Origin of the sequence: Micromonospora sp. KC721 (genome assembly GCF_004348355.1) — a bacterium.
Classification (GTDB): Bacteria; Actinomycetota; Actinomycetes; order Mycobacteriales; family Micromonosporaceae; genus Micromonospora.
Map to the genome: position 1 here is coordinate 1 of NZ_SMJY01000081.1, position 24,162 is coordinate 24,162.

Genomic DNA, 24,162 nt, shown 5'->3' on the forward strand with positions numbered 1-24,162 from the left:
CGACGACCCCGCCCGGGCGAAGTGACGGAGGTCTCATCCGGCACCGAATCCAGCTCGCCAACCCCACCGCCGGTCTCGTCGTCGTCCGGCTCGCCACCCGGCTCCGGGGCGAGTTCGTCGTCGCCGAAACGCTCGCCCGCGGCACCGGACGGCTCCTCGACCCCAGCTCCGGACAGGTCCGGCCTGGCCGCTCCCGGGACGCGTCGGGGCAGGTCACCGACGGGCATCCCGAGCTCACCGGCCAACGGATCGCCACCCCGGCCGGCCAGCTCACCGCCACCCGGCAGCTCACGGTCACCATCGGCCAGTTCGGAGCCACCGCCCGGCAGCCGCAGGCTGGCCGGCTGATAGCCCGAGCGGGGCGTGGGAAAGCCGGAGAAGTCCTCCTCGACCGGCCGGTCCCCCAGGGAGGTCGGGGCCTGCCCGGGCGGCACCGGCTCGGTCGGCTCGCCGTGCACCCGGGCGACAGCCTCGTCGTCCTCGACGGTGCTGGTCGCCATGGCCGGCCGGTTGCGCAGGAAGCGGGCCCGCCCCCGGGACAGGTCGTGCCCGACCGCGACCGCCTCCAACTCGTAGAGGGTGCGGTGGTTGCCGGCCTCGTCGGTCCAGTCGCGGGTGTAGAGGCGGCCCGCCACCACCACCGGGTCACCGACCATCACCGAGGCGGCCACTCCCTCGGCGAGCTTGCGCCAGCAGTTGACCCGGACGCGTAGGCTGTTGCCGTCCACCCACCGGCCGCTGTCCCTGTCCAGGCGGCGGGCGGTCGAGGCGACCTTGAAGTTGGCGACCAGGGTGTTGCTCTGCGTCGTACGACGCCACTCGGGTGCGGTCAGCACATTGCCGACGATTGTGACGTAGGTATCGAACATCGTCCCCTCCCAGGGGTTCAGGGCCTGCCGTGGCGAGTCGACTCGGAAGCCAGCCTGACGGGACCGGCCGGGCCACGTAGGGGCCGACGGCGAAGCTGTGGACAACCGGACCGCCTGTGGACAAGAACCTGATCAAGTGCCCGGTGTGCTAGCCGGCGTCGACGTCGGCGGTGCAGGCAGCAGAAGGTTGGGCACGCGCGGAGCTGGCTACCGGCGCGCGTATCGCGGCGCTGCGGTGCCTTGCCTGCATGACCCTCGACCCGGTCGGGCCCTCAGGATCGTCGCGTCAGCCGGTCGACGACCGATGGAAGCGCTGTGGCATGCCGACACCGTCGACGATGACAGGGGCCGCCTTCCACCCCTGCCCGCACCTCGGCGTGGCGATGGCCAACGTCGACCGCTTCCTCACTCCGGACGGGCGGTGGCGGCTCCGGTGGGCGGACTGTCGAGCGGCGCCATGATCCAGCGTTCGCCGGTCCACTCCACGTTGTAGCGCCAGGTCGTGCGGTCGGCCGGGCCGCTGACCACCATCGACAGCGCGTAGACCCGCGGAGCCAGCGAGGTCCACGACGCGTCGGACAGCACCCAGCCCGCGCCTCCGTACGCCGCGAGCCGCTTGGCCGCGTCCCCCGGATGGGCTTCGTTACCCAGGTGCTGGCGCAACCCCGGTTCGTCCTTCGCCTGCAGCAGCGACACGTACTCCTCCGCGTAGCCGCGAAGGGTCGCCGGGTCCGGACTCGACGACTCGTCCGGACCGCTGCACGCGCCGAAGACGGCGGCGAGGAGAGCCAACGCAAGGATCCTCGCCACCGTCCGGCCAACACTTCGTGTCATGTACGTCCCGCTAGTAATTCGCGTTGCCCCAGTCAGCCAACACCTGGTTCATGGACCGGCGGTACCGATTGCTCGTGTCGTACGTCAGGTACGGTGTTCCGCCGCTGACGTACCACACCATCATCGTGTGATCCTTACTGCCGTCCCTGGTGCCGTCGACCTGCAGTACGTCGCCGATGCCCATGTTCCAGACGCTGCCGAGGCTGGTTACGCGACGGCTGTGAGTGTAGGCGAAGCTCGCCCATTAGTTGACGTTGATCCATGACCAGGTCTCGTTCGACGAGTTGTACCACCAGTTCTCGGCACTGCGGCACCAACCGAGTCATCGCTCCACCCACCTGCCCGCAACGCCTGGCTGGCGAAGTTCGCGCAGTCCCCACCGACGCCGGTCACATCACTCGTGATCGGCAACGCGCTGGCCGCCTGTAGCGCAGCGAATTCGGCGAAACCTGACGGGGCCGGGGCCGACCGGACCTGGCGACGGTACGGCCGGCGGCAGGAATCGACGTGCGGTCGCCGGAGTGGAGTGGACGCCGACGGGGTAAGGAGTTGATCAACCAGAGCTGGCCGGTCGATCCCGACCCGGCCGGCACGGCACGTCGATCGGGTGCCTCAGGTGCCGGATCCGATGAGAAAGGTCAGCGACGATGACTCTCGACCCGCGTACCACCGGCTCCGTCCGTGACCGGCGGGAGGGACGGCGATGAGCGCGGCGACGAACCCGGCGACCGTCGCCGAGTGCCTGCGCGTCGGCGCCGGCTTCTCGCAGAGCGACCGCGACTGGATCGTGGCGCAGTTCGCGACCCTGGACGCGCGACTGGCCACGTTCCACGCCGACGCCACCGAGTTGGAGGTGTCGGTGAAGGACCGGGAGACGCGCGGACAGAAGGTCACCCTGGAGTGCTGGATCGCCGGCTGGCAGAAGATCGTCACCACCTCCGGTGAGGAGGATCTCCGCGCGGCGCTCAACGACGTCCGTGACGACCTGCGCCGCCGGCTGAACGACACCAAGACCCGGCAGGAGCCCCGCAACAACAAGCACGTCCGGGAGATGGGCCGGACCGTGCCGGAGCAGGCCGCCGAGGCCGACCTGTCCCGGGCCCCCGCCGACACCGAGCCCACCCGGATCGACGCCGAGACGGCCTGACCGGTCCGCCCCCGGCCCCCCGCTCACCCGGCGACCGACATGCCCAGCCGTCAGGGGCGTCAAGGGATGAACGGGGGTCGGCGCGACGGTCCGGGCGGGTCGGACCTGGGCTACCGCCGAGTAGCTTGCGGGCGTACCGTCGGCTGAGTGGAACAGGACGTGCTGGGGCCGCCGTACGAGCGGCAGACAATCGACCTGGGCACCGACGACGAGGGCGCGGTGGTCGCCACCCTGGTGCGACGCCGCGCCGAACGCCCCACCGGCCGGGCGGTGCTCTACGTGCACGGGTACGTCGACTACTTCTTCCAGACCCACGTGGCCGACTTCTTCGCCGCGCGCGGCTGGGACTTCTACGCCCTCGACCTGCGCAAGTACGGCCGCAGCCTGTTGCCGCACCAGACCCCGAACTTCTGCCGCGACCTGAGCGACTACTTCCCGGAGCTGAACGCCGCCGCCAAGATCGCCCGGGCGGACGACGGCCACGACACGCTGCTGGTCATGGGCCACTCCACCGGCGGGCTGATCGTCTCGCTCTGGGCACACGCCCGACGCGACGCCGGGCTGGTCGACGGGCTGGTCCTCAACAGTCCCTTCTTCGACCTCAACGTCCCCTGGCTGCTCCGTGGCCCCCTCGCGGCCGCCGCCTGCCGGCTGGGCCGCCGCGCACCGCACCGGGTCCTTCCCCTGGGCCTGCGAACGGTGTACGGCGAGAGCCTGCACGCCGCGCATCGGGGCACCTGGACGTACGACCTGGCCTGGAAGCCGCTCGGCGGGTTCCCGGTACGGCTCGGCTGGTTGAACGCGATCCGTACCGCCCAGCGGCAGCTGCGGGCCGGGCTGGACATTCCGGTGCCGGTGCTGCTGGCCTGCTCGACCCGCAGCTTCAAAGGTCTCCGCTGGCACGAGTCGGCGATGCTGGCCGACGCCGTGCTGGACGTGGAACACATGGTCCGCTGGGCGCCCCGACTCGGCCGGCACGTCACCCTGGCCCGTTTCGACGGCGGCATGCACGATCTGACACTCTCCGGCCCTGCCGTACGCGAGAAGGTCTTCGCCGAGGTCGGGCAGTGGGCCGAGGCGTTTCTCGGCGCGGGCCCGACGGAGGCCGGCCCCACCGACCCCGCCCCGACCCGGATCGTGCTGCCGGGCGGCCGGTCGCCGGCCGACGAAGGCGAGCCGGCCCCGGCCGGCTGAGTCAGTCCCTCGCCGGCAGCTCCGCCACGATCTGGTCGAAGGTGGCCAGCGGATGCCCGTCCTCGCCGGGCAGCACCACACCCAGGCAGCGCAGCCCCATTTCTCCGGCCGCGTCGGGTCGGACCGCGAAGACCGGTGCCCCGACGTACCCGAGCGGCAGCGCACCGGTCAGGCGCAGCCCGTCGCCCGCGCGGACCGCCCGCTCGACCGCCACCTCCAGCGGCCGGGACCCGTCATCGCGGACTCCGAGCGCCAGCAGCACGGCCGAAACGGGCTCCGCGCCGATCCGGGCCACGTCGCCGGCGTCGGCCGCGACCACGGCCGGCACCGGTTGGGTACGCCAGCGCCAGCCCTCGGTCGCCGCCCGCTCGTGCAGCCCGCCGGTGGGCAGCGCCGCCACCCCGATGCCGGGCCGGTGCGCCCACCCCCCGGCCGGCAGCAGCAGCGCGTCAGCGGCCACCCCGGGCGGCTCGGTCACGCTCGGCCGCAGACCGACCTCGACGGCCTGCGGGTACGTCAGGGCGTCGGCGGTGAGCAGGAACTCCCCGGTCGGATGCTGGAAGAAGAACGCCGTGCCGGGTGGGCCGTCCCCGGTCGGCCGCAGCGGCAGGATCGCCCGCCCGAGAAGCTGACACAACTCGTAGGCGACCTCGTTCTCGGCGTCCGGTTCCAGCAGCACGGCCCCGAGGGTACGGGGTGTATTCGGCTCGCAGGGCTGGTGACCGCGACGACGGTGGTGCGCGACGCCGACCACCACCCATTCCCGCGCGGGCTCGGAGGGCGGCGGTACCCTCTTGGCGCGACATGCATGTTGCGCGCCCGTAGCTCAGCGGATAGAGCAGGGGACTTCTAATCCCAAGGCCGCAGGTTCGAATCCTGCCGGGCGCACAGGCACTTCTCTCGGCTGACCCGCCCGCGTGGGGCTATTCGTGGTGCGAGCGAGCTACGGTGGCCCCGTGGCAGCCTCGAACGGACGCACCAAGCGCCAGCGCGGCGAGATCGAAACCCTGCCCAGCGGGTCACTGCGCGTGAAGGTCTATGCCGGCGTCGACCCGATCAGCGGGAAGCGGCACTACCTGACTGAGGTCATCCCCGCCGGCCGCACCGCCGCCAAGGAAGCCGAGAAGGCACGCACCCGGTTGCTGGCCCAGGTCGACGAGCGGCGCAACCCGCGCACCCGCGCCACGCTCGACCAACTCCTAGACCGGTGGCTTGAGGTGGCCGACATCGAGGCCACCACGCGCATGGGCTACGTGAACAAGCTCAACAAGCACGTCCGGCCGGTGCTGGGCAAGCTGCCGGTCGGCCGACTCGACGCCGAGACGTTGGAGTCGTTCTACGCGAGCCTGCGCCGCTGCCGGGACTGGTGCGGCGGCAAGGCGTACGTGAAGCACCGCGTGGAGGGCGAGCACGCCTGCACGACGAAGTGCCGACCGCATGTCTGCAAGCCGCTCAGCGCGTCGTCTGTACGCCAGATTCACTGGATCCTCAGTGGTGCGCTCAGCCGTGCGGTCCGGTGGCGGTGGATCGCCGTCAACCCCGCCGGGCAGGCCGAGCCACCCGCGCCGCCGCACCCCGACCCGCAGCCACCGAACCCGGCAGACGCCGCGCGCATCATCAACGAGGCGTGGCGTGACCCGGACTGGGGAGCGCTGGTTTGGCTCGCCATGACCACCGGCGCCCGGCGAGGCGAGCTGTGCGCGCTGCGCTGGCACCATCTCGACCTGGCCGCCGGTGTGCTGACGCTGCGGCGCAGCGCCTACCTGGACGAACACGGCGAACTGCGGGAGAAGGACACCAAGACGCATCAGCAGCGACGGGTGGCGCTCGACTCGGAGACGATCGAAGTGCTGCGCGAGCTGCACGGCCGGTACCTCGACCGCCTGGCGCAGCTCGACGCTGACGCCGACCCTGCCGACTACGTCTTCTCCCCCGAGCCGGACAACAGTCGTGGTTACCGGCCCGACACCATCACCCAGCGGTACGGCCGGCTCGCCACCCGGCTCGGCATCGACACCCACATTCACGCCCTGCGCCACTACTCGGCAACTGAGCTGATCAACGCGGGTGTCGACGTGCGAACCGTCGCCGGCCGGCTTGGGCACGGTGGCGGTGGAACAACGACGCTCAGGGTGTACGCCGCCTGGCTGTCGGAGTCTGACCAGCGGGCCGCTGGAACGCTGGCGGCTCGGATGCCGCCTCGTCCCCTCGCCTCCATGCCCACAACCCAAGCGGCAAGTTCGTGCCAACGGGTCGCAGACGAGCTGCGCAGGCAAATCTGTGCAGGACGATTCAAGCAGGGTGACCCACTCCCTGCGGTCGTGGAGCTGGCGAATATGCACAAAGTGTCCATAGGCACAGCCCACCGAGCCGTCCAGCAACTCAGAGATGAGGGCCTAGTGGTGACTGCGCGAGGCCGCAGATCTCTGGTCAACTAATGGGTGTTGCATAAGGGCAGCAGGTGGCAGGATCTGCTGTGCTCACTGCACGACGAGGCTCGGAGAGGCGATGCGGCTTACGAAGATCGAGTTCAACGGCTACAAGCGGCTAAGGGACGCTAAGTGCAATGTAGATGGCAAGCTGATCGCCTTCGTCGGACCCAACGAGGCTGGCAAGAGCAGCATCCTTACCGGACTGACGTGGCTCCTTCAGCGTCGGGCTCTTAAGCCGGGCGAACGGAGTCGGGGCGCGAGTATCGCAGACGAAACAGAAGCCGTGCGGGCCATCTTCACCCTCGCACCAGAGGATCTTCAGGCGATAGCGCACATCGAATGCAGCAATCCTCCGAGATCATTTGTCGTATCTCGAACGGCTGGCGGCAGGCTGATGCGAACATTCCCCGACAAGATCCAGTTTTCTCAGCCTTCAACATTAGACGCCACTCGCGCCGCCGCCCAGTTCCGAGAACTTCTTGCGAAAGATCATCCATCGAACGCCGACTCAATCAGTTCCCTGAGCCACCGTCTGGCGGAGATGATCGATCGGCTTCGCGCCTTTAGCCCGACGGAGCGGGATTCAAATCGAGCGGCGATCGTCGACATGATTAAAATGATTGAGGATGCTTTTCCTGACAGCACCGCAGCGACGCAAGTCCAGTCCAGCCAGAACGCGAATTTGCTCAAACGGCGCAGGAGTGCCGCAAGCAAGCTCGTGCGTGAACTCTCAGCACTCGAAGAGCGCTTGAAGACCGACCCAATGGAACAAATGGCGAAGATTCTCTGGGAACGCTCACCCGACTTTGTGCCCTTCACCAACGATGACCGGAATCTTGAAGCGACATACGACTTAGGAGTTGAGAATCTACGTAAAGCACCACCCGCAGCCCTACGAAACCTCCTGCAAGTAGGCGACACGAGCGTCTCAGAAATCTGGGAATTCATTTCAGGAAAGAACAGAGCAGGATTGCGGACACTTCTCAACAGGGTGAATCGGCAAATAGATAGTCACTTTACTGGCAGCTGGCGACAAGAACACCTGAAAGTGCATGTAGACATCGACGGAACAACCCTTGAGGTGTTCGTCGAGGAAGCCGATGATTACGGAACATTCAGCTCCTTTGGCGAGCGCAGCGACGGCCTCCGCTCATTCGTCGCACTTAGCTGCTTCCTCACCGTCACGCCGACCGCATTCCCGCCAATTCTTTTGATCGACGAGGCAGAGACACACCTGCACATTGACGCTCAAGCGGACTTGATCAACGTTCTGGAGACCCAGAACTTTGCAGAGCAAGTCCTAATTACGACACACTCGCCAGCCTGCCTGCCGACTGATCTCGGAACAGGAATTCGATTCGTCGAGCCTGTGCGGCACGCCCCCGAAAGTAAAATTCGAAGCAACTTTTGGGATAGCAACATCCCCGGCTACTCACCCATACTCTTTGCCATGGGGGCTGGCGCAGCGGCCTTCTCGCTATGCCGCAGGGCCGTCCTCTGCGAGGGTCCAACGGAAATGATTCTTCTGCCGAAGATGATCCGAATTGCCACAGGCATGCAGCGCTTGGATTATCAGATTGTCCCGGGGCTATCTGTGTCCAGGCTGGAGGAGTTGGCACCGGAAGACATCGCTGGCAGAGTCGCCTACCTCGTTGATGGAGACCAGGGCGGGCAGACCTTGCGTTCGAAGCTCATAGGGTCCGGCGTACCAGAAAACCACGTCCTGCAATTGCCCGAGCAATTCGCTGTAGAGGATTTCGTCACCGAATCAGCGTACTTGAGCTCTGTCAACGAGATATTGTCAGACTCGGGACATACAGGCGCCCATCCCACGGCAACGGAGATAGCCGGAAGTGGAACCATATCCAAGCGCCTCTCGGATTGGTTTAAGAGGAATGGCTTACGCGCCCCTGGCAAGACAATCGTCGCAAGTCGCCTGGTGCGCACGATTTCGAGGGAAAATTTGGCTCCCGGCGCAGTGGAGACCCTTACCAAGCTGCACGGCAACGTCTTGACACTTCTTGGCCCGAAGGGATATAGATGACCGGCGCTATTAAGCTGCTAGTGTTAGGCGGCTCGTGGTTCGTCGGTCATGCTGTCGTTTCCGCTGCGCTCGAAGCAGGGTGGGATGTGACAGTCTTCAACCGCGGCACTTCAGCCGGCTTTCACCCTTCTGCCCGGCCATTACGAGGCGATAGGACTCGTCCTACAGACATCGTCGCTCTCGCCGCCGCCGGTCACTGGGACGCGGTCATTGATACTTCGGGATACGTGCCGAGGAATACTCTCGACGTAGCCAGTGCCCTCGCTCCCAAGGTGGGCCGCTACGTCTTCATGTCGACCGTCAGCGTGTACCGGGACTGGCCGGTCAAACCGCTGAGCGAGCGATCCGACGTGCTTTACTGCCCGCCGGACGCCGGCCCGGACTACGGCACCGACACCGAGGACGGTCCGACCCAGTACGGCTACCAGAAAGCCGGCAGTGAGGCGGCGGCAGTGGCCGCGTTCGGAGCGGACCGGACGACGATCTTGCGGCCCGGCGTCGTGCTCGGCCCGCGTGAGTACGTCGGCCGCCTGCCCTGGTGGCTACGCCGGGTGGCCGCAGGTGGGGAGGTGCTGGCACCAGGCTTCCCCGAGCGGGCCATTCAGCCGGTCGACGTACGCGACCTGGCCTCGTTCGCTCTGCGCACCATCTCTGACGAGACATCCGGCGCGTTCAACGTCTGTGCCCCGGTAGGCAGCGCGACCTTCGGCGAACTGCTCGCGGACTGCGCGCACTCGACGCGAGCCGATGCCTCCTTCACGTGGGTGCCGGATCACTTCCTGCTCGGGCAGGGCGTCCGGCAGTGGTCCGAACTGCCGCTCTGGCGCACCTTCGACGGCGTGTGGCGCGTCGATACGACTGCCGCTCAAGCTGCCGGACTCCATACCCGGCCCCTCGCCCTGACCGTGCGGGACACCTGGCGGTGGTTGGTCGACAGCGGTGAGGTCAGCAACCACGATCGCGCCGCTGAGATTGGCATCAGCCCGGAGAAGGAAGCGCAGGTACTGGCCGCCTGGCGCCGCTCAGGCGAGCGGTCGAGCTGAGGTCTCCGACAGCCACACGGAGATGCGCTCGGCGAGCTGCTGTGCGTCGGCGTCGCCGCTCCACGGTGCCTCGTTCAGCAGGCGTTCTATCCGGGCCAGCCGGCCGGTCAGCGAGACATTGCGCTTGTGCGAGGGCAGGTCCAAAACGGTACGCAGCGCTTCGGCAGCGCCGTCCTTGTCCCGCATGTGGAGGTGAGCGGCGGCGACGTCGATGTGCGTTCCGTTGATCTGCGAGTACGGCCGCCGCGCCGCCGGAAGGGCTTCATAGACCCGCAGCGCATCACGGGCGTACCTCGCGGCTTGGTCGCCGTTGCGAAGGTCGAGCCATGCAGCGGCAGCGCACGCCGCGGCACGTGCGTCTCCGAATGCGAACTCACCGCCGGTCGACGTAGCCAGCTCGTCGGGCCGCCCCTCTGCCGCTTCCCTGTCTCGTTGGGCCGCTTGCAGGACAGCCGCCACCGACTCAGGATCATCGAGTAGGGCATGGGAGCGAGATGCGATGTGGCGCAGCCGCAACTTGGGCTCGCCCTCAGGGGCAGCCCGCATCGCTCGTGAGAAATAGCTCAGGGCGGCATCCGGCTCGTTGCGCCAGTTCGCCAGCGTCATTTGCAGGCCGTACGTCCAAGCTTTCAATGACGCGTGGCCGGCAAGGTCCGCGTACTGGGTCGCTGCCCTGGCCAGCGCCGCCGACTCGTTCCAGTGCCCGAGGTCGAAGGCGGTGGAGGCCATGAGCGACGTGCCCTGGCCGATGACTACGAACAGGTCGGCCAGGTCTCCCGGCCGCCGCGTCCGCTCAGCCAGCGCTCGCGCTTCATCACGCAGCCGCCGAGCGGCTGAAAACATGTCGAAGGCAGCCATTCCGCCGGACCGGGACAGTAGCGCCATGTCCTGCTGCAACGCCTCGATTGAATCGTGCGGAACCCCGATACTCGACAGCAGCGAGTCATTAGCGATTGCGTCAGCAGCATCACTCACGACATCACCAACAACGGTGCCGCTGCTAACGCTTCCCCGATCTTTTTCAGCGTCGCTGACACTCTGGAGAAAACGCGACCTCACCGCATCCGAGAGCCGGTCAAATGCAGCGTTCAGCAGCTCTTGGTTCGCGTTGCCGGGCACCGTTTCCGGCCGGCTGTGCCAGTACGCGACGGTCCTGACCGCGATGCCCAACCACCCTGCGAACCGCTCGTTCGTCATGCCGGCAGCGGCTTGCAGCGCACAGGCACGACGTCCCGTCCACTGATCCACTGTCGCCATCGTGGTCCTCCGCGCCCCGCGTTGCATCGGATTGCGCACCGTTGCACCGGCTTTGCCTGGGCGCACCCTCCGTCTTCGACTTCACTGGGTGCCAGCGAGCCAACAGGAACGCGCCAACGTCAGACTACTGAGGAGAGTCCCGTGGCTGAACCCCTCGCCCGCACCCAGGAACATCCCCGCTTCCGATCCGTGGCGGACACCGCAGTAATCCTCGGCATGTCAGAGGTGACGCTGTACCGAGCCATTCACGCCGGCCAGTTCCCGGCCATCAAGGTTCGGGGGCGCTTCGTGATTCCCGCCCGCGCAATCGACGACATGGAGGCGTCCGCGCTGGCTAACGGCTTGGTCGACGCGGGCAACTACGCGCTGCGTACCGCCAGCTAGCCCGCACGCTTCGGCCCTGGCGGTGCGGGTGGGATGTCATTCTCACGCGCCAGCTTGCGGATGTACGCACCGCTGAACGGCGACAAGCGTTCAACCTCCGTCGGGCCGACACCCTCCCGGAGGGCGGCAAGGACAGCCGCCACCACAGCCTCACGTGCGGCGTCATGAGCCGCCTCGGTCCGCTGGTACCGCTTCGTCGCTGCTGAGAGCACATCTCGCGCGTCACTCATCGCACCAACATACCGCTACCCCCTTGCGCAACAGAGCCGCGTATCGCTACCTTGTTGCGCAACATGGAAGCGCTTCAACCGGAAGCGCTGAACACTGAAAGGACATGAAGTGGCCTGCATCGAGGACTTCCCCGTATCGGGGCCGACCGCTGCCGACCTGGCCGCGATCGAACACGAGATGCCGCTAATCGAGGCGGAAGTGCTGCTGTTGGACGCGCAGATCGCGATCCTGTGCGCCGAACCCGCCCCGTCCGACCTGGATTGGCAGCGGGTGCGCCGAGCGCAGCGGCAGGTGATGCGGCAGGCCCGCGCTCTGCTGGCCGCCCGACCGTCGTCCGACCGGGCCGCGTAGGTGGTGGCCACGATGACGACCCCGCCGAGCATCCCCGTTGTCCTGTTCACCGTCGCCGACGCGATGGCCCGTCACGCTCTGCCGCTGCCGCAGAAGGTGGAGGCGTCCGACGGATACGGGCTTGAGCTGCGGTTGGCGACGCACGCCGAGCTGCGCCGTTGGGCGCGGTACATGCGCCTGCCCACCGAGCAGTGGCACAGCCAGCCCTACCGCGGTGACGACGTGCCGATGGTGCTCACCAACGTGTACGGCACCTGGCGCGGTATCCGGGTACGGCTGCACTGCTGCGAACCGACCACCGACACGCCGGCCGAGTTTTTGCCGGAGGTGGCCGCATGACCCCCCGCACCTACACCGACCCGAGCGTCCTGGACGGCATCGCCGCCGGGGCGTCGTGGGCCGATCCGGAAATGGACCCCACCGCGATCGACTGGACCACCCGGCGGGCCGCCGCTGCGATCCCGTTCCCGTTGGTCGACGGTCGGCCGGTCAACCCGTACGCCCCGACCGGTATCCGCTACGGCCGCAACAAGCTCGGGCACTGGGGCGAGCAGGTCTGCGCTGACGCGCTGGTGTCGCTGTGGGATGACAACCGGCACCGCTGGATCGTGATGGTTGAGCGCGGCGACGGCCACGGGTGGGCGCTGCCCGGCGGCTACGTCGACCCCGGCGAGACGCCGGCTACGGCCGCCGTGCGGGAGCTGGCCGAGGAAACCGGGCTGAGCCTTCCCGGCGCCCGGTGGAAGCTGTCCGCCCCGCGCTACGTGCCCGACCCCCGCGCCTCGGATGAGGCATGGATGGTCACCGTCCTTGCCCGCACCTGGATCGGCTACCACCGCCGCGACGACTTTCCACCCGTGATCGGGGCGGACGACGCCCGCCGGGCGCTGTGGCTGCCCGCCGACGACTACGACGTACTCGCCGACTACCTCGCCGACGCCTACGACGGCCAGGTGTTCCCCGCCCACCGTGACTTGCTCGCCGACAACCTGGACGAGGTGACCCGATGACCGCCCCCACCATCAACGGCACCAAGTACCCGCAGCCCGTCGACGAGTTGCTGCCGGCCGCCCGCAAGCTCGCCGCCGAGTTGGGTGAGCTGCCCAGCCGCAACAAGCTGATGCAGACCTACCGGATCGGTGCCCCGAAGGCGGGCGAACTGCTGGCGCGGCTGCGCGACGAGGCCGAGCGGCAGGCCCGGACCGACCGGATGCGCGGGCACCTGCTTGCCCGAGGTTCGTCGGTCGAGCGGGTCGAGCTGCACCCCGCCGACGTCGACCACGCGGCCGACGACGAGCCGACGACGGACCCGTGGGACTACGCCGAACCGATCGGCCCAAACCCGCTGCCGACCCCGCTCGTGCCCGAGTCCGCGCCGCCGGCCGTGCCGAACCCGGCCCCCGGACCAGAGATCACGCCGGCCGACCCGCCGGCCGAGGTCAGCACGGTCAGTCACCCGGGCACGCCGACCCCGCCCGCACCGGTCAAGCCGTCCCGCCCGGCGGTGGTGTGGCCGGTGGTGCTGCTGGCGTTGCCGGCGTTCGTGGCGATCTGGTCCGGGTGGGTCGGACTCGGCGGACTCACCGGATTCGGCATCGTTCACCCGCTGCCCGGCATCGCCGACGGGTTCTCCATCAACACCGCGATCACCCTGCCGATCGGGGTGGAGACGTACGGCGCGTACGCGCTGTACGTGTGGCTGTCCGGCCGGGTGCCCGCCCCGGCGCTGCGCTTCGCCAAGTGGTCCGCCCTCGGCTCGCTGCTGGTCGGCGCGCTCGGCCAGGTCGCCTACCACCTACTCGTCGCCGCCGGGGTCACCTCGGCCCCGTGGTGGATCACCACCGCCGTCGCGTGCCTGCCGGTTGCGGTGCTCGGCATGGGCGCCGCCCTGGCCCACCTCGTCCGCTCGCACAACTAACCCGAGAGGAAACCCTCATGCCCAAGAAGCAGACCTGGCAGTACCAGGAGAACGGCTGTCCGACCTGCAACGCCACCGGCACGGTCAAGCGCAACTGCCCGCGCTGGAACGACCCGAAGCACACCGCCCGCAACTGCTCCTGCTGGGGCGGACTCATCCTCGACCGCTGCCCGACCTGCAACGGCACCTGCCGCACCCGTTAGCCCTGCCCGGCGGCACGGCCCCATGGCCTGAGAAACCGTGCCGTGCCGCCGGCCCCCTTCCGATCTCCCGACCGTTGGAGGAACTCCCATCATGAACCCCCCGAACGATGACCGTTTCGACTGGCACGCCGCCGAACGCGACCTGAACACCCCGGACGCTGAGGTGGTCGACCTGGACGCCGCCCGCGCCGCCCGCAACGTCGACGCCGACGACGGCGGGCCGGTGCTGGTCGACTCGCCCGCCGCGCAGCGCCCGCCGCGGCTCACCCTCGACGCCGTCCGCACCGGGCAGCGTCGCCCGATTCTGCCAGCCTGGCTGCGCTCCCGCGCCGAGCTGCGCGACATGATGCGGTGGGCGGTGGGGCATCTGCTGCACACCACCGCCTACCACCTCACCCGGCTGCCGAAGTACGTCGGCAAGGTGGCGTTGCGTGCCCCGGCCGGGGCGTGGCGACTCACCTCGGGCGCGGCCCGGTGGGTGTTCGACTGGGAAGGCGAGCAGCTTCGGCAGTCCACCTCGCAGACTCGTGATGGTGAGCTGTATTTGAAGCTGTCGCGGCAGCGTGACCGCCGCGTTCGGTGGCGGGGCATCGTCGCCACCTTCACCCTCTCCCTGTCCCTGGCCGGCGGGGTGGCGATGCTGTGGGCGCCGAGCTGGGCGCAGTGGGCGCTACCCGCTCTACTGGTCACCCTGTGCGGCCTCGCAGGGCAGCCGGCCGACAAGCCCCTGTTGGACACCGCCGTCATAGTCCCGCGCGTGGCCCGGCTCACCTCGGATGTGGTGGTGCGCGCCCTGGCCGTGCTCGGCATCGCCGGCATCACCCAGGCCATCGCCAAGCAAGGCGGCAAGGCGATCGCGTTTACGGCCCCGATCACCCGCGACGGCCCCGGCTGGCGGGCCGACATCGATCTGCCCCCGGGCGTGACCGCTGGGGATGTGATCGAGCGCCGGGACCGGCTCGCCGCCGGCCTCACCCGCCCCCTCGGCTGCGTCTGGCCCGAAGGGCAACCGGAGGTGCACCCGGGCCGGCTGCTGCTCTGGGTGGGCGATCAGGACATGGCCGCCACCCCGCCCAAGCCGTGGCCGCTACTCAAGGCGTCCGGAGCGTTCGATCTGGGGCGGCCGGTGCCGTTCGGCACCGACCCACGCGGCCGGATCATCTCCATCGAGATGCCCTACACCAACCTGCTCATCGGCTCGATTCCCGGCTACGGCAAGACCGCCGCCACCCAAGTGCCCATGCTCGCCGCCTCCCTAGACCCCTACGCGGAGCTCTGGTGCTTCGACTTCAAGGGCACCGGCGGCCTCGACCCCCTCGAAAAGGTGTCCGCCCGCTACGCCTCCGGGCAGGACGACGACACCGCCGAAGAAGGGCTGTTGGCGCTGCGGGAGCTGCGCAAGGAATGCCAGCGCCGCGCCGCCGTCATCAAGGGCCTCCCCAAGACCGTGTGCCCGGACAACAAGGTCACCCCGGAACTGGCCCGCCGCAAGAAGCTGGGCCTGCACTGGCTCGTCGTCGCCCTGGACGAGGTGCAGGAACTGTTCTCGCATCCGGAGTTCGGCAAGGAAGCCGGGGAACTGGCCGAGAAGGTCATCAAGCTGGGCCGCGCCCTCGGCGTGATCCTGGTCGTGGCCACGCAGCGGCCGGACGCCAAGAGCCTGCCGACCGGAGTCAGCGCGAACGCGGGTACGCGGTTCTGCCTGCGAGTCATGGGCCAGATCGAGAACGACATGATCCTCGGCACCAGCGCGTACAAGAACGGCATCCGGGCGACCATGTTCGCCAAGAAAGACAAGGGCGTCGGCTACCTCGTCGGCGCCGCCGACGACGCCCAGATCGTGCGCACCTTCTACGTCGACGGCCCTACTGCCGAGAAGATCACCGACCGGGCACGCGCCCTACGCGAGGCGGCTGGGACGCTGACCGGCCACGCCATCGGGCAGACCACCCCGACCCCGGCGGCCCGACGAGACACCCTGCTTGACGACATCCTCACCGTCGTCCCGGCGACGGAGCCGAAGGTGTGGGCCGAGACGCTCACCGAGCGCCTGGCCGACCTCAACCCCGAGGCGTACGGCGACCTCACCCGCGACCAGTTGACCGCCGCGCTCAAGCCCTACGGCATCACCACCGGGCAGGTATGGGGCACCGACCCCGTCACAGGCAAGGGCGCCAACCGGCGCGGCATCGAACGCGCCGACATCACGGACGCAGTCGCGGAGCGTAACAAGCGACGCGGAGACAAAGCCGCCTAACCCGGACAGCGAGCCGGTGCTAGGTCTAGCGGCACCCCCCGCTAGACCTAGCACCCCCGCTAGCAACCCATCCGATACATGGCCAGCGCCCTAACAACTAGCGGCGCCAGCCCTCCGCACCCTCAAAACGGCTCGTGGAGGCGTTTCGTGACCACCATCGCCCTGCTCGCTAGCCTCGCCATCCTTGGTTACGCATTGTGTTACCTGGCCGTGTGTGCGGCCTCGCCGTGGGGGCGCTGCCGCCGCTGCCACGGCCGGCGCTACCACCGCACCGCGATTGGCACCCGCCGCGACTGCCGCCGCTGCGACGGCACCGGCATCCGCGTCCGCCTCGGCCGCCGCCTCATCGACTACATCCGCGCCGAGTACCGGGCAGGTCACCAGTGACCGCCCGACGTATCCAGCGCCGCCGCACAGCCGGGTGGCGGATGCCCGCTGGTGCCATCTACGTCGGCCGCCCTACCCGCTGGGGCAACCGCTTCGGCCAGGACCGCACCACTGAGAGCAGGGCCGGCGCTGTCCACCTGTTCCGCCTGTGGGTCGCCGACCACCCGGAGTACGCCGACGCCGTCCGCGCCGAGCTGGCCGGCAAGACCCTCGCATGCTGGTGCCCGCTCGACCAGCCCTGCCACGCCGACGAACTGCTGCGCATCGCCAACGAGGTGGCCCAATGACCCGCCGCAACGACCACACCTCGTGGTGCGGACGAGACCACCGCTGCAACCTCGGCGAACACCGCTCGCAAGAGATCGTGGTCGACCTGCCCGGCCACGCCCGCGCCGTCCTCGTGCGCGTGCGCACCGCCAGCGGCAGAGAGCACGCCGAGATCCGCGTACGCGTCGCCCTGGCCGACGTCGACCCGGCCGCGCGCCGCCAGCTCGGCACCCTGCTCGCCGGTTTGCGCAACGTGGTGACCCGCGCCGCCGCGGTTCGCCGGCCGCGCCCCGGCCGCGCCGCCGCCTGACTTGCCTTTTCCCGCCTCACGACAGGAGTACGCCATCGTGACCCGACCGCCCGCGCATGACCATGCCGCCGAGCAGGCCGTGATCGGCGCTGCGCTGCTCAACCCGTCCGTCGTCGCCGACCTCGCCTCGACGCTTACCCCGGCCGACTTCCACCGGCCCGCGCACGGCCGGTTGTGGGAAACGCTCTGCGCGATGCACGCCGCCGGGGAACCGGTCGACCCGATCGCCCTGGCCGCTCGACTCGCCGCAACCGGTGACTTGACCAAGGTCGGCGGTGCCCCGTACCTGCACACCCTGATCGCCGCCGTACCGACCACGGCGAACGCGGGCCACTACGCGCGGATCGTCGCCGACCACGCCTGCCGGCGCCAGGTCGCCGACCTCGGCGCCTACTTCGCCGAGAAAGCCGACCAGGGCGCCGACGTCACCGACATCCTCGCCACCGGCCGGGCGATGCTCGACCACGCCGCCACCGCCACCCAGTGGGCGCCGCTGATCCCGCTCGGCGACCGCCGACACCTTCCCGAATTTCCGGCCTACGTGCTGCCCGATTGGGTCGCCGAGCACGTTTACGCCGTCGCCGAGTTCACCCAAACCCCGGTCGACCTGGCCGGCTGCATCGCCCTCGCCGCCCTGTCCACCGCCGCCGGGGGCCGCGCCGAAGTGGAGGTACGCGGCTCGTGGCGGGAACCCACGAACCTGTTCACCGTCGTCGTCCTACCGCCCGGCTCCCGCAAATCAGCTGTGTTCGCCGCGATGACCGGCCCGCTGCTCGCCGCTGAGAAAACGCTTGTCGAGCGCACCAAACCGGCGATTGTGGAAGCCGAGTTGGCCGCACGCGTCGCCGGCAAAGCGGCGGAGAAAGCCGCCATCGCCGCCGCGAACGCCGACGCGTCCGGCCGAGACACGCTGCTCGCTGAAGCGACCGCCGCCGCGATGAACGCCGACGCCGTAACCGTCCCCGTCCTACCGCAGCTGGTCGCCGACGACGTCACCAGCGAGGAAGCCGCCTCACTGCTCGCCGAGCAAGGCGGACGCCTCGCCGTCCTCTCCCCCGAAGGCGGCATCTTCGCCACCATCGCCGGCCGCTACTCCGGCACCCCCAACCTTGAGGTCTTCCTCAAGGGCCACGCCGGAGACATGCTGCGCGTCAACCGCCGCTCCCGCGCCCCCGAACACGTCGAACACCCCGCCCTCACCCTCGGCCTAGCCGTACAACCCGACGTACTACGCGACATCGCCGACATGCCCGGCTTCCGCGGCAAGGGCCTCCTGGCCCGCATCCTGTTCAGCCTGCCCGAAAACACCGTGGGACGACGAAAGATCGGCGCCGACCCGGTACCCGAACCCATCGCCACCGCCTACGCCGCCAACCTCGGTGCCCTGGTCGCCAGCCTCGCCGAATGGACCGACCCCGCTGTACTCCCCCTCACCCCCGACGCCAACGATCGAGTGATGGACATCGAACGGGCCGTTGAGCCACGCCTCGCCCCCGGCGGCCCGTGGGGACATATCGTGGACTGGGGCAGCAAGTACACCGGCGCAGTGGTCCGCATCGCCGGGCTAATCCACCTCGCCGAGCATCTGCGCGACGGCTGGGGCAAGCCGGTCACGGCTGAGACTGTTGAGCGGGCCGCCCTACTCGGCGAATACTTCGCCGCTCACGCCCTAGCCGCGTTCGACGACATGGGCGCCGACAAGAGCACTCGGTACGCCCGACACGTACTCGCCTGGATCGAACGCACCGACTCCACTACCTTCACCAAGAAGGAGCTGTACCGAGCCGTCCGCAGCCAAATCCCCACCGCCGCCGAGCTCGACCCCGTCCTGTCCCTACTGGAAATCCACGGATACGTGCGCCAACTCGACCCACCGGCCCGCACCGGCGCCGGACGGCCCCCGTCGCCCGCGTTCCTCGTCCACCCAGACGTGCACCAGAGCGCCGACACCATCCACGCCCTACCCGCGACGACAGGCCGCAGACCCGCGTGACCCACTGGCCTAAATGGCCGCAATGGCAGAAACCCCGCGCGGTCGGGGTTTCTGCCATTCTCACCATTTAAACCAGCGCCGTCGCTCGGCGTGGCCCAGCTACTGTCTTCCGCGTGGACCGGCATCGGCTGATCGTTTTACTGACGGGCAAGGGCAACCCCGACGCGCTGTGCCGAGACGCGCTCGATCGTGGCGCGAACTTCACCATCGCGGCTGGTGCCCTGCCAGCAAGCCACTACGCCCGCATCTACGACCGCCGGGAGCGGCACTGCCGACAGCATGGGATTGCCACGCTCGGCTTCGGTCGAGGCGTCGAACGCCTGCATGACGCGACGGATCAGCCTGTGCGCCTGGGCTGGGTCGAGGGCAAAGACCCGAACTACCACTTCCAACTCTTCTTCACCGACGACCTGTCTGCCGTTGTTGCCTGCATCGGAATTGACCAGCGCTTCAGGCACTTCAACGAGACGACCGGCCAGGGCTGACCTCCTCGTCCCGAAAGGAACGATCTAGGGCTGATGAGCTGCGGTGGAGGCGCTTCTAACGGCTAGCGCAGGACGCTGCCGTACTAGCTGGTCCGGCAGCGTCCGTCGCCGTCGTCACCCAGATAGTCACTCAGGTTGCCGACAACGTCCTCATTGCGTGGCGTGGCGGGAGGGGGTTTGTCGGCTCGACGCCTTATTCTTCTCGTTGGTGTGGTTCGACATCGCTCTTCCTCGGCGGCGGCCCTGGGCGTCCCCGGATGGCGGTCGACCCCTGCGGGTTCCCGTAGGCGGTCGCCGAGCAAGGGAGAATGATGCCCGAGTCACCCGAAGAGGGAGAGCGTGTCCGCGTCCTCGAACGACTGGCCAGTGTCTGCGATGTCATCGCTGTTGTGTTGGTGATGATGGGCGACGAGGAGCCGGCCGGGCTGGCGCAACTCCTCGCCCTCACCCTGCGGCTTGCTGACATCTGCTGTCGGGCGGATAGCAAGCTGTAGGACCTGGAGAGGGGCGTCGCTGCCAGCGGCGTTCCTCTCCCCCACTTCATCCGTAACTACACCTACCAAGTTACTGCGTTGCACTCTACTTTTGCGCCGTGACACGCGCTACTAGGACCGCCAGAATCAACCAAGGAACTCTGGATGGCTTCCAGTAGTCCTCTGACTTGGTCAAGGTCTCTCTGATCCGCCCCCATCAAGAACTACTTGGCAGTGCGTTCGGCGCGGATGATGGCGTGAGTGCGTCGGAGGCCGTGGTGGGGATGCGGCGCGTGCACTCGGGCAGGCCCCCGCCTGCCGGCAACGCCGGCCCGTGGGGTCGCAGAGGCTCCGAGGTCAAGGGCGGCCCGCAGGGCCCGCGTAGCGACGCGAAGCGCCCTTGAGGTCGAAGGGGCGGCCCCGCATCCTCCGCGCCGCATCCCCACCACGGCCGGCGGCAACCCGCCCTCCGGCGCGGCGGTGCGACGACCGCGCGCCCCGGCCGGCTGCCGGCCCGCAAACCTTGACCCACACTCGGCGCTACCGTCTGTGGCGGCCCACCGGGCTTCCCGCTTTCCGCGCCTGCCGCCGGGCGGGTTGCGTGGCCGGAGTCGGAGCGCCAGCGGAGCGACGGACGCGCGCCCTGGCGGCGGCGTGTGCGGCCCGTTCAGGGCCGCCTTGAGGAGGTACAGAAAGTTTCAACCACATCAGTTACCTTCGGGCGGGAGATTACAGACGGTCACCACACCACGCCGCATCTCGGATCCATCTCCCTGGCCGGCCGTGGAGCTATTCGTGGCGCGAAATGCCGGCCAATAGAGAAACCAGGGATGGCCGGAGTAAGAGTTTGTGCAGCCAGAGAAGCTGGTGAAGCCAGGGATCGGCACGTGAATGCCACTTCTAATCCCAAGGCCGCAGGTTCGAATCCTGCCGGGCGCACCACCGTTACCGCAGGTCAGCGGCTTTCCGCTCCCGGTCCTAGCGATCATCACGGCTCCCGTACAGCCATTCGTACAGCCAAGTCACCCGAAGAGGTGCTTGGCGGCGTCGTCCACGGCCGCCCGCTCGATCGCCGGCAGGCCGTGCGCGTGGGTATTCATCGTCAGCCCGATCTGTCTGTGCCCAGCACCTTCATCACGGTCTGGGGCGAGGCACCGAACGTGATCCTGCCACCGCTCCCCCGCCGTCAACCGGCCCGCGGCTTGCTGCCGACGGTGCGCGCGGAAGGAGGACGAGAGTCTGCGCCGGCACCGGAACAGCCCGCCGGGACCGCTCCGTCTTGGGTGCCACGATCTGCAACCTGCCCTCGGCACGCTGGAGGTGTGCCGAACAGTCAGGGTGCCGGCGTCGAAGTCGATGTCCGACCCGGCGAGCCCGAGAACTAGGTCGGCAGCTCGACCCGCATCCCGCGCCAGGGTCTTGACCATCCTCCGGCTGTAACACAAGATGTCACGACAAGGAGGGGTGATGGCGGCGAACAGTCGGTTGACGATCGCGACGCATGCACTGGCGTGGCTCGCGCTGGCGCAGCGACGTGGTCAGGAGGTGCTGACCTCGGACCAGATCGCCGCCAGCGTCAACACCAACCCCGTGATCATCCGACGTAGCCTCGGAGACCTGCGGCGAGCCGGGCTGGTAACGGTTCGTCACGGTGCCGGCGCCGGCTGGAGCCTGGCCCGCCCGCCCGAGGAGATCACCCTGCGCCAGGTGTACGACGCGGTAGCAGCGGAGCCGCCGTTCGGTCTGCACCACACCGAGCCCAACCTGAAGTGTCCGGTCGGCCGGGGCATCCGGCCCGCCCTGAGCGCGGTCTACGTCCGGGTCGAGCAGGCCATGCAGCAGGAACTGGCGACCACGTCCATTGCCGACGTGCTTCGCGAGAGCTTGATGAGGTAGTTGTGCGCTGCGGTGGCTGACGCCACCGCAGCGCGGCCATTACTGTAACTAGAATTGTTACACCAGACAGCGAGGAGCATCTGTGGGAACCGTACGGTGTCCGGTGGTGGAACTACGGCAGTACACCCTGCATCCGGGGCAGCGCGACGTGCTGATCGACCTGTTCGACCGGGAGTTCGTCGAGCCCCAGGAGGCGGCAGGCATGACCGTCCTGGGGCAGTTCCGCGACCTCGACGACCCCGACCGGTTCGTGTGGCTCCGGGGTTTCGACGACATGCCGCGCCGCGCGGAGGCGCTGGCGAGCTTTTACGGCGGACCGGTCTGGCAGGCGCATCGCGACGAGGCGAACGCGACAATGGTCGACTCTGACGATGTCCTGCTGCTGCGGCCAGCCTCTGCGCGGGGCGGGTTCCCGGCGCCGGTCGACGCCCGGCCAGCCCTCGACTCGGCGGGGTCGGCACCGTCGCTCGTACTCGCCACGATCTGGCACGGTGTCGGCCCCTTCGATACCGCGTTCGTCGAGTTCTTTGAGCGGCGGGTCCGGCCGCTACTCGCCGAGAGCGGCGGTGAGCCACTGGCGTATCTACATTCGGACCATTCCGCGAACACCTTCCCGGCGCTGCCGGTACGAACCGGCGAGGAGGTCTTCGTGTGGTTCGCGCGGTTCGCCGACGAAGGTCGGTCCGATGAGTACCTGGAGCGCCTGCACCATTCGGAACGCTGGTCCGAGGAGGTGCTGCCCGCCCTGTCACGCTGGGTTGAGACGTCACAACGACTGCGCCTTGCCCCCACCGAGCGGTCGCTGCTGCGGTGAGCGGCTGTCACGGTCGGTCGGCGGTGCCCCAGCTCTGCCGGAGCAGGGCCAACAGGCCGTGACCGTCCTCGATTCGCGCGTCCGGTTCCGCCTCGGCGTGGGCGGACTCCCGGTCGGTACGCGGGGAGCGCATCAGGATCGCCGCCTGCGCTCCGGCCCGGCGGGCGCAGGCGATGTCACGGTGGAGGCTGTCGCCGACGAACCAGCACCGGTCGATCGGCACGCCGATGGCGTCAGCCGCTAGCAGCGCCAACCTCGGATTGGGTTTGCGCAGGCCGGCTTCGTCGCTGTAGAACTCGGCGGCGAACAGGCCGGACAGGCCGGCGGCGGCGAGGAAATCGCGGTGCGCCGCACCGCAGAGCGCGTTGCTGACCACCGCCATCGGCAGGCCCACCTCGGCGGCAGCGTGCAGGGCCGCGGAGATCCCCGGCCGCACCGACCACCCGGCACGCCAGTTCCAGGCGTACGCCAGCGGCGTCGCCTCCCGCTCCACCGCCTCCCGGGCGTCCCGGGGCCAGCTTCGGGTCACGAACTCCGCCCACACCTGGGCGTGTGACAGCTCGACGGGCTCGGCCGACCTGCCCTCGGCGTCGCGCCAGCGGGCGTACGCCCGGTCCCCCGCCTCGAGGTCCGCGGCGATCCGCTCGGCCGGGACCGCACCGGCGACCAGTTCGGACAGTCGGTGCACCAGATCCGGCGGAGCCGGTGGTTGCGGCGGGGCGTCGGCCAGGACGCCACCGAAGTCCAGCAGAAGCGCGCCAGGCGGTCGGAGCATTACGCCATCCTCCCGCATCCGCGGTGACGACGGCAGAGGTCGGCCCGACGGCGTCCCGCCGGGCGGAACCGTCGTCCGGCGGCGTTCGCGGTGAGAACAGCTAGCCGGCTGCGAGCAGATGTGCTATTTCTTCGCCCACCTGCACGCCGAACGATTCGGTGACTGGTCCGACACCGGATCGGGGATCTCCCGGGAGTCGGTCAGCAACCCCACCGGCTGGCCGCCCGAGGACTGACGCCGCTGTCATGAGTGGTCTCAGGGGCGTTGCCGCGCGTCCCGCCACGCGCTGCCGTCGAGCGCTCCCTCGACGTGGTCCGGCAGGCCCACGCCGATTGCGGCATGTTGTGCCATCCATCGCGGGGATACGGCAGTTTGCGGCACGTGGAGGCGGACGGACCGGCGGACGGACGGACCGACCCGGCGGACGGACCGACCCGGCGGACGGGTAACCCTGGCGGGCGGGGCGGCGGCCGTGGGGAGCGGCCGCCGCCCCGCGGTGCCCCGGGCCGGGCACCGCCGCCGACCCGCGTCGCGGGAACGACCCGGGGGGTGTCGTCGTCCGCGCGACGCGGCCGGCCGGCGCCGGGCGGGCGGAGGG

27 protein-coding genes and 1 tRNA gene are annotated in these 24,162 nt (G+C 68.9%); 21 read left to right on the top strand and 7 right to left on the bottom strand.

Features of this window, described 5'->3' with window-relative positions; genetic code table 11:
• From E1182_RS32235 to E1182_RS32995, 4 genes are all read right to left on the bottom strand, one after another.
• Positions 1-869 (bottom strand): single-stranded DNA-binding protein (locus tag E1182_RS32235; RefSeq protein WP_243706230.1); only part of this gene is annotated, 869 nt, incomplete at its 3' end.
• A gap of 405 nt (positions 870-1,274) precedes the next feature.
• Positions 1,275-1,679 (bottom strand): hypothetical protein, encoded by a 405-nt coding sequence (locus E1182_RS15720; protein ID WP_132265606.1) that lies wholly within the window; start codon positions 1,677-1,679, stop codon positions 1,275-1,277.
• A gap of 34 nt (positions 1,680-1,713) precedes the next feature.
• Entirely contained in the window at positions 1,714-1,887 is a 174-nt protein-coding gene (locus E1182_RS32730; protein WP_132265608.1) for an amidase domain-containing protein, read from the bottom strand.
• Between the two features lie 23 nt (positions 1,888-1,910).
• On the bottom strand, positions 1,911-2,096 hold the full coding sequence (locus tag E1182_RS32995) for an amidase domain-containing protein (RefSeq protein WP_371687555.1): 186 nt from the start codon (positions 2,094-2,096) through the stop codon (positions 1,911-1,913).
• Positions 2,097-2,406: 310 nt separating this feature from the next.
• Between E1182_RS32995 and E1182_RS15735 the strand changes: the two genes are divergently transcribed.
• Both E1182_RS15735 and E1182_RS15740 read left to right on the top strand, forming a co-directional pair.
• Entirely contained in the window at positions 2,407-2,850 is a 444-nt protein-coding gene (locus tag E1182_RS15735) for an HPF/RaiA family ribosome-associated protein (protein WP_243706231.1), read from the top strand.
• A 147-nt stretch (positions 2,851-2,997) separates the two neighbouring features.
• Positions 2,998-4,044: an alpha/beta hydrolase gene (locus tag E1182_RS15740; RefSeq protein WP_132265610.1), complete on the top strand. Its 1,047-nt coding sequence runs from the start codon at positions 2,998-3,000 to the stop codon at positions 4,042-4,044.
• Position 4,045: 1 nt separating this feature from the next.
• Here the strand turns inward: E1182_RS15740 and E1182_RS15745 are convergent, their stop codons facing one another.
• Complete coding sequence (locus E1182_RS15745) at positions 4,046-4,723, bottom strand: hypothetical protein (protein ID WP_132265612.1); 678 nt, start codon at positions 4,721-4,723, stop codon at positions 4,046-4,048.
• Positions 4,724-4,859: 136 nt separating this feature from the next.
• On the opposite strand from E1182_RS15745, the gene E1182_RS15750 reads away from it, so the two are divergent.
• The 4 genes from E1182_RS15750 to E1182_RS15765 all read left to right on the top strand — a co-directional run bounded on the left by E1182_RS15750 (position 4,860) and on the right by E1182_RS15765 (position 9,563).
• A tRNA-Arg gene (locus E1182_RS15750) sits at positions 4,860-4,932 on the top strand.
• A gap of 68 nt (positions 4,933-5,000) precedes the next feature.
• Positions 5,001-6,482 (top strand): tyrosine-type recombinase/integrase, encoded by a 1,482-nt coding sequence (locus E1182_RS15755; RefSeq protein ID WP_243706232.1) that lies wholly within the window; start codon positions 5,001-5,003, stop codon positions 6,480-6,482.
• Between the two features lie 70 nt (positions 6,483-6,552).
• Positions 6,553-8,520, top strand: coding sequence for an AAA family ATPase (locus E1182_RS15760; protein WP_132265616.1), 1,968 nt, complete (start codon positions 6,553-6,555; stop codon positions 8,518-8,520).
• Positions 8,517-9,563 carry an NAD-dependent epimerase/dehydratase family protein gene (locus E1182_RS15765; RefSeq protein ID WP_207921410.1) on the top strand — a complete coding sequence of 349 codons (1,047 nt, stop codon included), beginning with the start codon at positions 8,517-8,519 and terminating at the stop codon, positions 9,561-9,563. The genes E1182_RS15760 and E1182_RS15765 overlap by 4 nt, the downstream gene beginning before the upstream one ends.
• Here E1182_RS15765 and E1182_RS15770 read toward each other — a convergent pair.
• Positions 9,543-10,811, bottom strand: coding sequence for a hypothetical protein (locus E1182_RS15770; RefSeq protein WP_243706233.1), 1,269 nt, complete (start codon positions 10,809-10,811; stop codon positions 9,543-9,545). The genes E1182_RS15765 and E1182_RS15770 overlap by 21 nt on opposite strands.
• Positions 10,812-10,961: 150 nt before the next feature.
• Here E1182_RS15770 and E1182_RS15775 point away from each other — a divergent pair, with 150 nt between their 5' ends.
• The 15 genes from E1182_RS15775 to E1182_RS15845 all read left to right on the top strand — a co-directional run bounded on the left by E1182_RS15775 (position 10,962) and on the right by E1182_RS15845 (position 22,789).
• Positions 10,962-11,204, top strand: coding sequence for a helix-turn-helix domain-containing protein (locus E1182_RS15775; protein WP_132265618.1), 243 nt, complete (start codon positions 10,962-10,964; stop codon positions 11,202-11,204).
• A 339-nt stretch (positions 11,205-11,543) separates the two neighbouring features.
• A complete protein-coding gene (locus E1182_RS15780) occupies positions 11,544-11,786 on the top strand; it encodes a DUF6284 family protein (protein ID WP_132265620.1) in 243 nt (80 codons plus the stop codon).
• Between the two features lie 12 nt (positions 11,787-11,798).
• The gene (locus tag E1182_RS15785) at positions 11,799-12,125 is read left to right on the top strand and encodes a hypothetical protein (RefSeq protein ID WP_132265622.1); all 327 of its coding nucleotides are present in this window, start codon (positions 11,799-11,801) and stop codon (positions 12,123-12,125) included.
• The gene (locus E1182_RS15790; protein ID WP_132265624.1) at positions 12,122-12,796 is read left to right on the top strand and encodes an NUDIX domain-containing protein; all 675 of its coding nucleotides are present in this window, start codon (positions 12,122-12,124) and stop codon (positions 12,794-12,796) included. The genes E1182_RS15785 and E1182_RS15790 overlap by 4 nt, the downstream gene beginning before the upstream one ends.
• Positions 12,793-13,704 (top strand): ABC transporter permease, encoded by a 912-nt coding sequence (locus tag E1182_RS15795; protein ID WP_132265626.1) that lies wholly within the window; start codon positions 12,793-12,795, stop codon positions 13,702-13,704. The genes E1182_RS15790 and E1182_RS15795 overlap by 4 nt, the downstream gene beginning before the upstream one ends.
• Positions 13,705-13,721: 17 nt before the next feature.
• Positions 13,722-13,907, top strand: a complete 186-nt coding sequence (locus E1182_RS15800) for a hypothetical protein (RefSeq protein ID WP_132265628.1) — start codon at positions 13,722-13,724, stop codon at positions 13,905-13,907.
• Between the two features lie 91 nt (positions 13,908-13,998).
• Complete coding sequence (locus E1182_RS15805; protein WP_371687554.1) at positions 13,999-16,164, top strand: cell division protein FtsK; 2,166 nt, start codon at positions 13,999-14,001, stop codon at positions 16,162-16,164.
• Between the two features lie 147 nt (positions 16,165-16,311).
• Entirely contained in the window at positions 16,312-16,551 is a 240-nt protein-coding gene (locus E1182_RS15810; RefSeq protein WP_132265630.1) for a hypothetical protein, read from the top strand.
• Positions 16,548-16,838 (top strand): DUF4326 domain-containing protein, encoded by a 291-nt coding sequence (locus tag E1182_RS15815; RefSeq protein WP_132265632.1) that lies wholly within the window; start codon positions 16,548-16,550, stop codon positions 16,836-16,838. Before E1182_RS15810 ends, E1182_RS15815 begins: the two co-directional genes overlap by 4 nt.
• Complete coding sequence (locus E1182_RS15820) at positions 16,835-17,128, top strand: hypothetical protein (RefSeq protein WP_132265635.1); 294 nt, start codon at positions 16,835-16,837, stop codon at positions 17,126-17,128. The genes E1182_RS15815 and E1182_RS15820 overlap by 4 nt, the downstream gene beginning before the upstream one ends.
• 37 nt (positions 17,129-17,165) lie before the next feature.
• The gene (locus E1182_RS15825; RefSeq protein WP_132265637.1) at positions 17,166-19,121 is read left to right on the top strand and encodes a DUF3987 domain-containing protein; all 1,956 of its coding nucleotides are present in this window, start codon (positions 17,166-17,168) and stop codon (positions 19,119-19,121) included.
• A gap of 113 nt (positions 19,122-19,234) precedes the next feature.
• A complete protein-coding gene (locus E1182_RS15830) occupies positions 19,235-19,606 on the top strand; it encodes a hypothetical protein (protein ID WP_132265639.1) in 372 nt (123 codons plus the stop codon).
• Between the two features lie 311 nt (positions 19,607-19,917).
• The gene (locus tag E1182_RS15835) at positions 19,918-20,100 is read left to right on the top strand and encodes a hypothetical protein (RefSeq protein ID WP_132265641.1); all 183 of its coding nucleotides are present in this window, start codon (positions 19,918-19,920) and stop codon (positions 20,098-20,100) included.
• Positions 20,101-21,546: 1,446 nt separating this feature from the next.
• Positions 21,547-21,975, top strand: coding sequence for an Rrf2 family transcriptional regulator (locus tag E1182_RS15840; protein WP_132265643.1), 429 nt, complete (start codon positions 21,547-21,549; stop codon positions 21,973-21,975).
• A 106-nt stretch (positions 21,976-22,081) separates the two neighbouring features.
• Positions 22,082-22,789: an NIPSNAP family protein gene (locus tag E1182_RS15845; protein ID WP_243706235.1), complete on the top strand. Its 708-nt coding sequence runs from the start codon at positions 22,082-22,084 to the stop codon at positions 22,787-22,789.
• A gap of 7 nt (positions 22,790-22,796) precedes the next feature.
• Here the strand turns inward: E1182_RS15845 and E1182_RS15850 are convergent, their stop codons facing one another.
• A complete protein-coding gene (locus E1182_RS15850; RefSeq protein ID WP_132265647.1) occupies positions 22,797-23,564 on the bottom strand; it encodes an HAD family hydrolase in 768 nt (255 codons plus the stop codon).
• Between the last annotated feature and the right edge of the window lie 598 nt (positions 23,565-24,162).

Coding starts and splice junctions, on each gene's coding strand:
- E1182_RS32730 (WP_132265608.1), bottom strand. CDS start 1,887: ATGGGCATCGGCGACGTACTGCAGGTCGACGGCACCAGGGACGGCAGT.
- E1182_RS15735 (WP_243706231.1), top strand. CDS start 2,407: ATGAGCGCGGCGACGAACCCGGCGACCGTCGCCGAGTGCCTGCGCGTC.
- E1182_RS15760 (WP_132265616.1), top strand. CDS start 6,553: ATGCGGCTTACGAAGATCGAGTTCAACGGCTACAAGCGGCTAAGGGAC.
- E1182_RS15765 (WP_207921410.1), top strand. CDS start 8,517: ATGACCGGCGCTATTAAGCTGCTAGTGTTAGGCGGCTCGTGGTTCGTC.
- E1182_RS15785 (WP_132265622.1), top strand. CDS start 11,799: ATGACGACCCCGCCGAGCATCCCCGTTGTCCTGTTCACCGTCGCCGAC.
- E1182_RS15790 (WP_132265624.1), top strand. CDS start 12,122: ATGACCCCCCGCACCTACACCGACCCGAGCGTCCTGGACGGCATCGCC.
- E1182_RS15795 (WP_132265626.1), top strand. CDS start 12,793: ATGACCGCCCCCACCATCAACGGCACCAAGTACCCGCAGCCCGTCGAC.
- E1182_RS15800 (WP_132265628.1), top strand. CDS start 13,722: ATGCCCAAGAAGCAGACCTGGCAGTACCAGGAGAACGGCTGTCCGACC.
- E1182_RS15805 (WP_371687554.1), top strand. CDS start 13,999: ATGAACCCCCCGAACGATGACCGTTTCGACTGGCACGCCGCCGAACGC.
- E1182_RS15820 (WP_132265635.1), top strand. CDS start 16,835: ATGACCCGCCGCAACGACCACACCTCGTGGTGCGGACGAGACCACCGC.
- E1182_RS15835 (WP_132265641.1), top strand. CDS start 19,918: ATGCCCGAGTCACCCGAAGAGGGAGAGCGTGTCCGCGTCCTCGAACGA.
- E1182_RS15840 (WP_132265643.1), top strand. CDS start 21,547: ATGGCGGCGAACAGTCGGTTGACGATCGCGACGCATGCACTGGCGTGG.
- E1182_RS15850 (WP_132265647.1), bottom strand. CDS start 23,564: ATGCTCCGACCGCCTGGCGCGCTTCTGCTGGACTTCGGTGGCGTCCTG.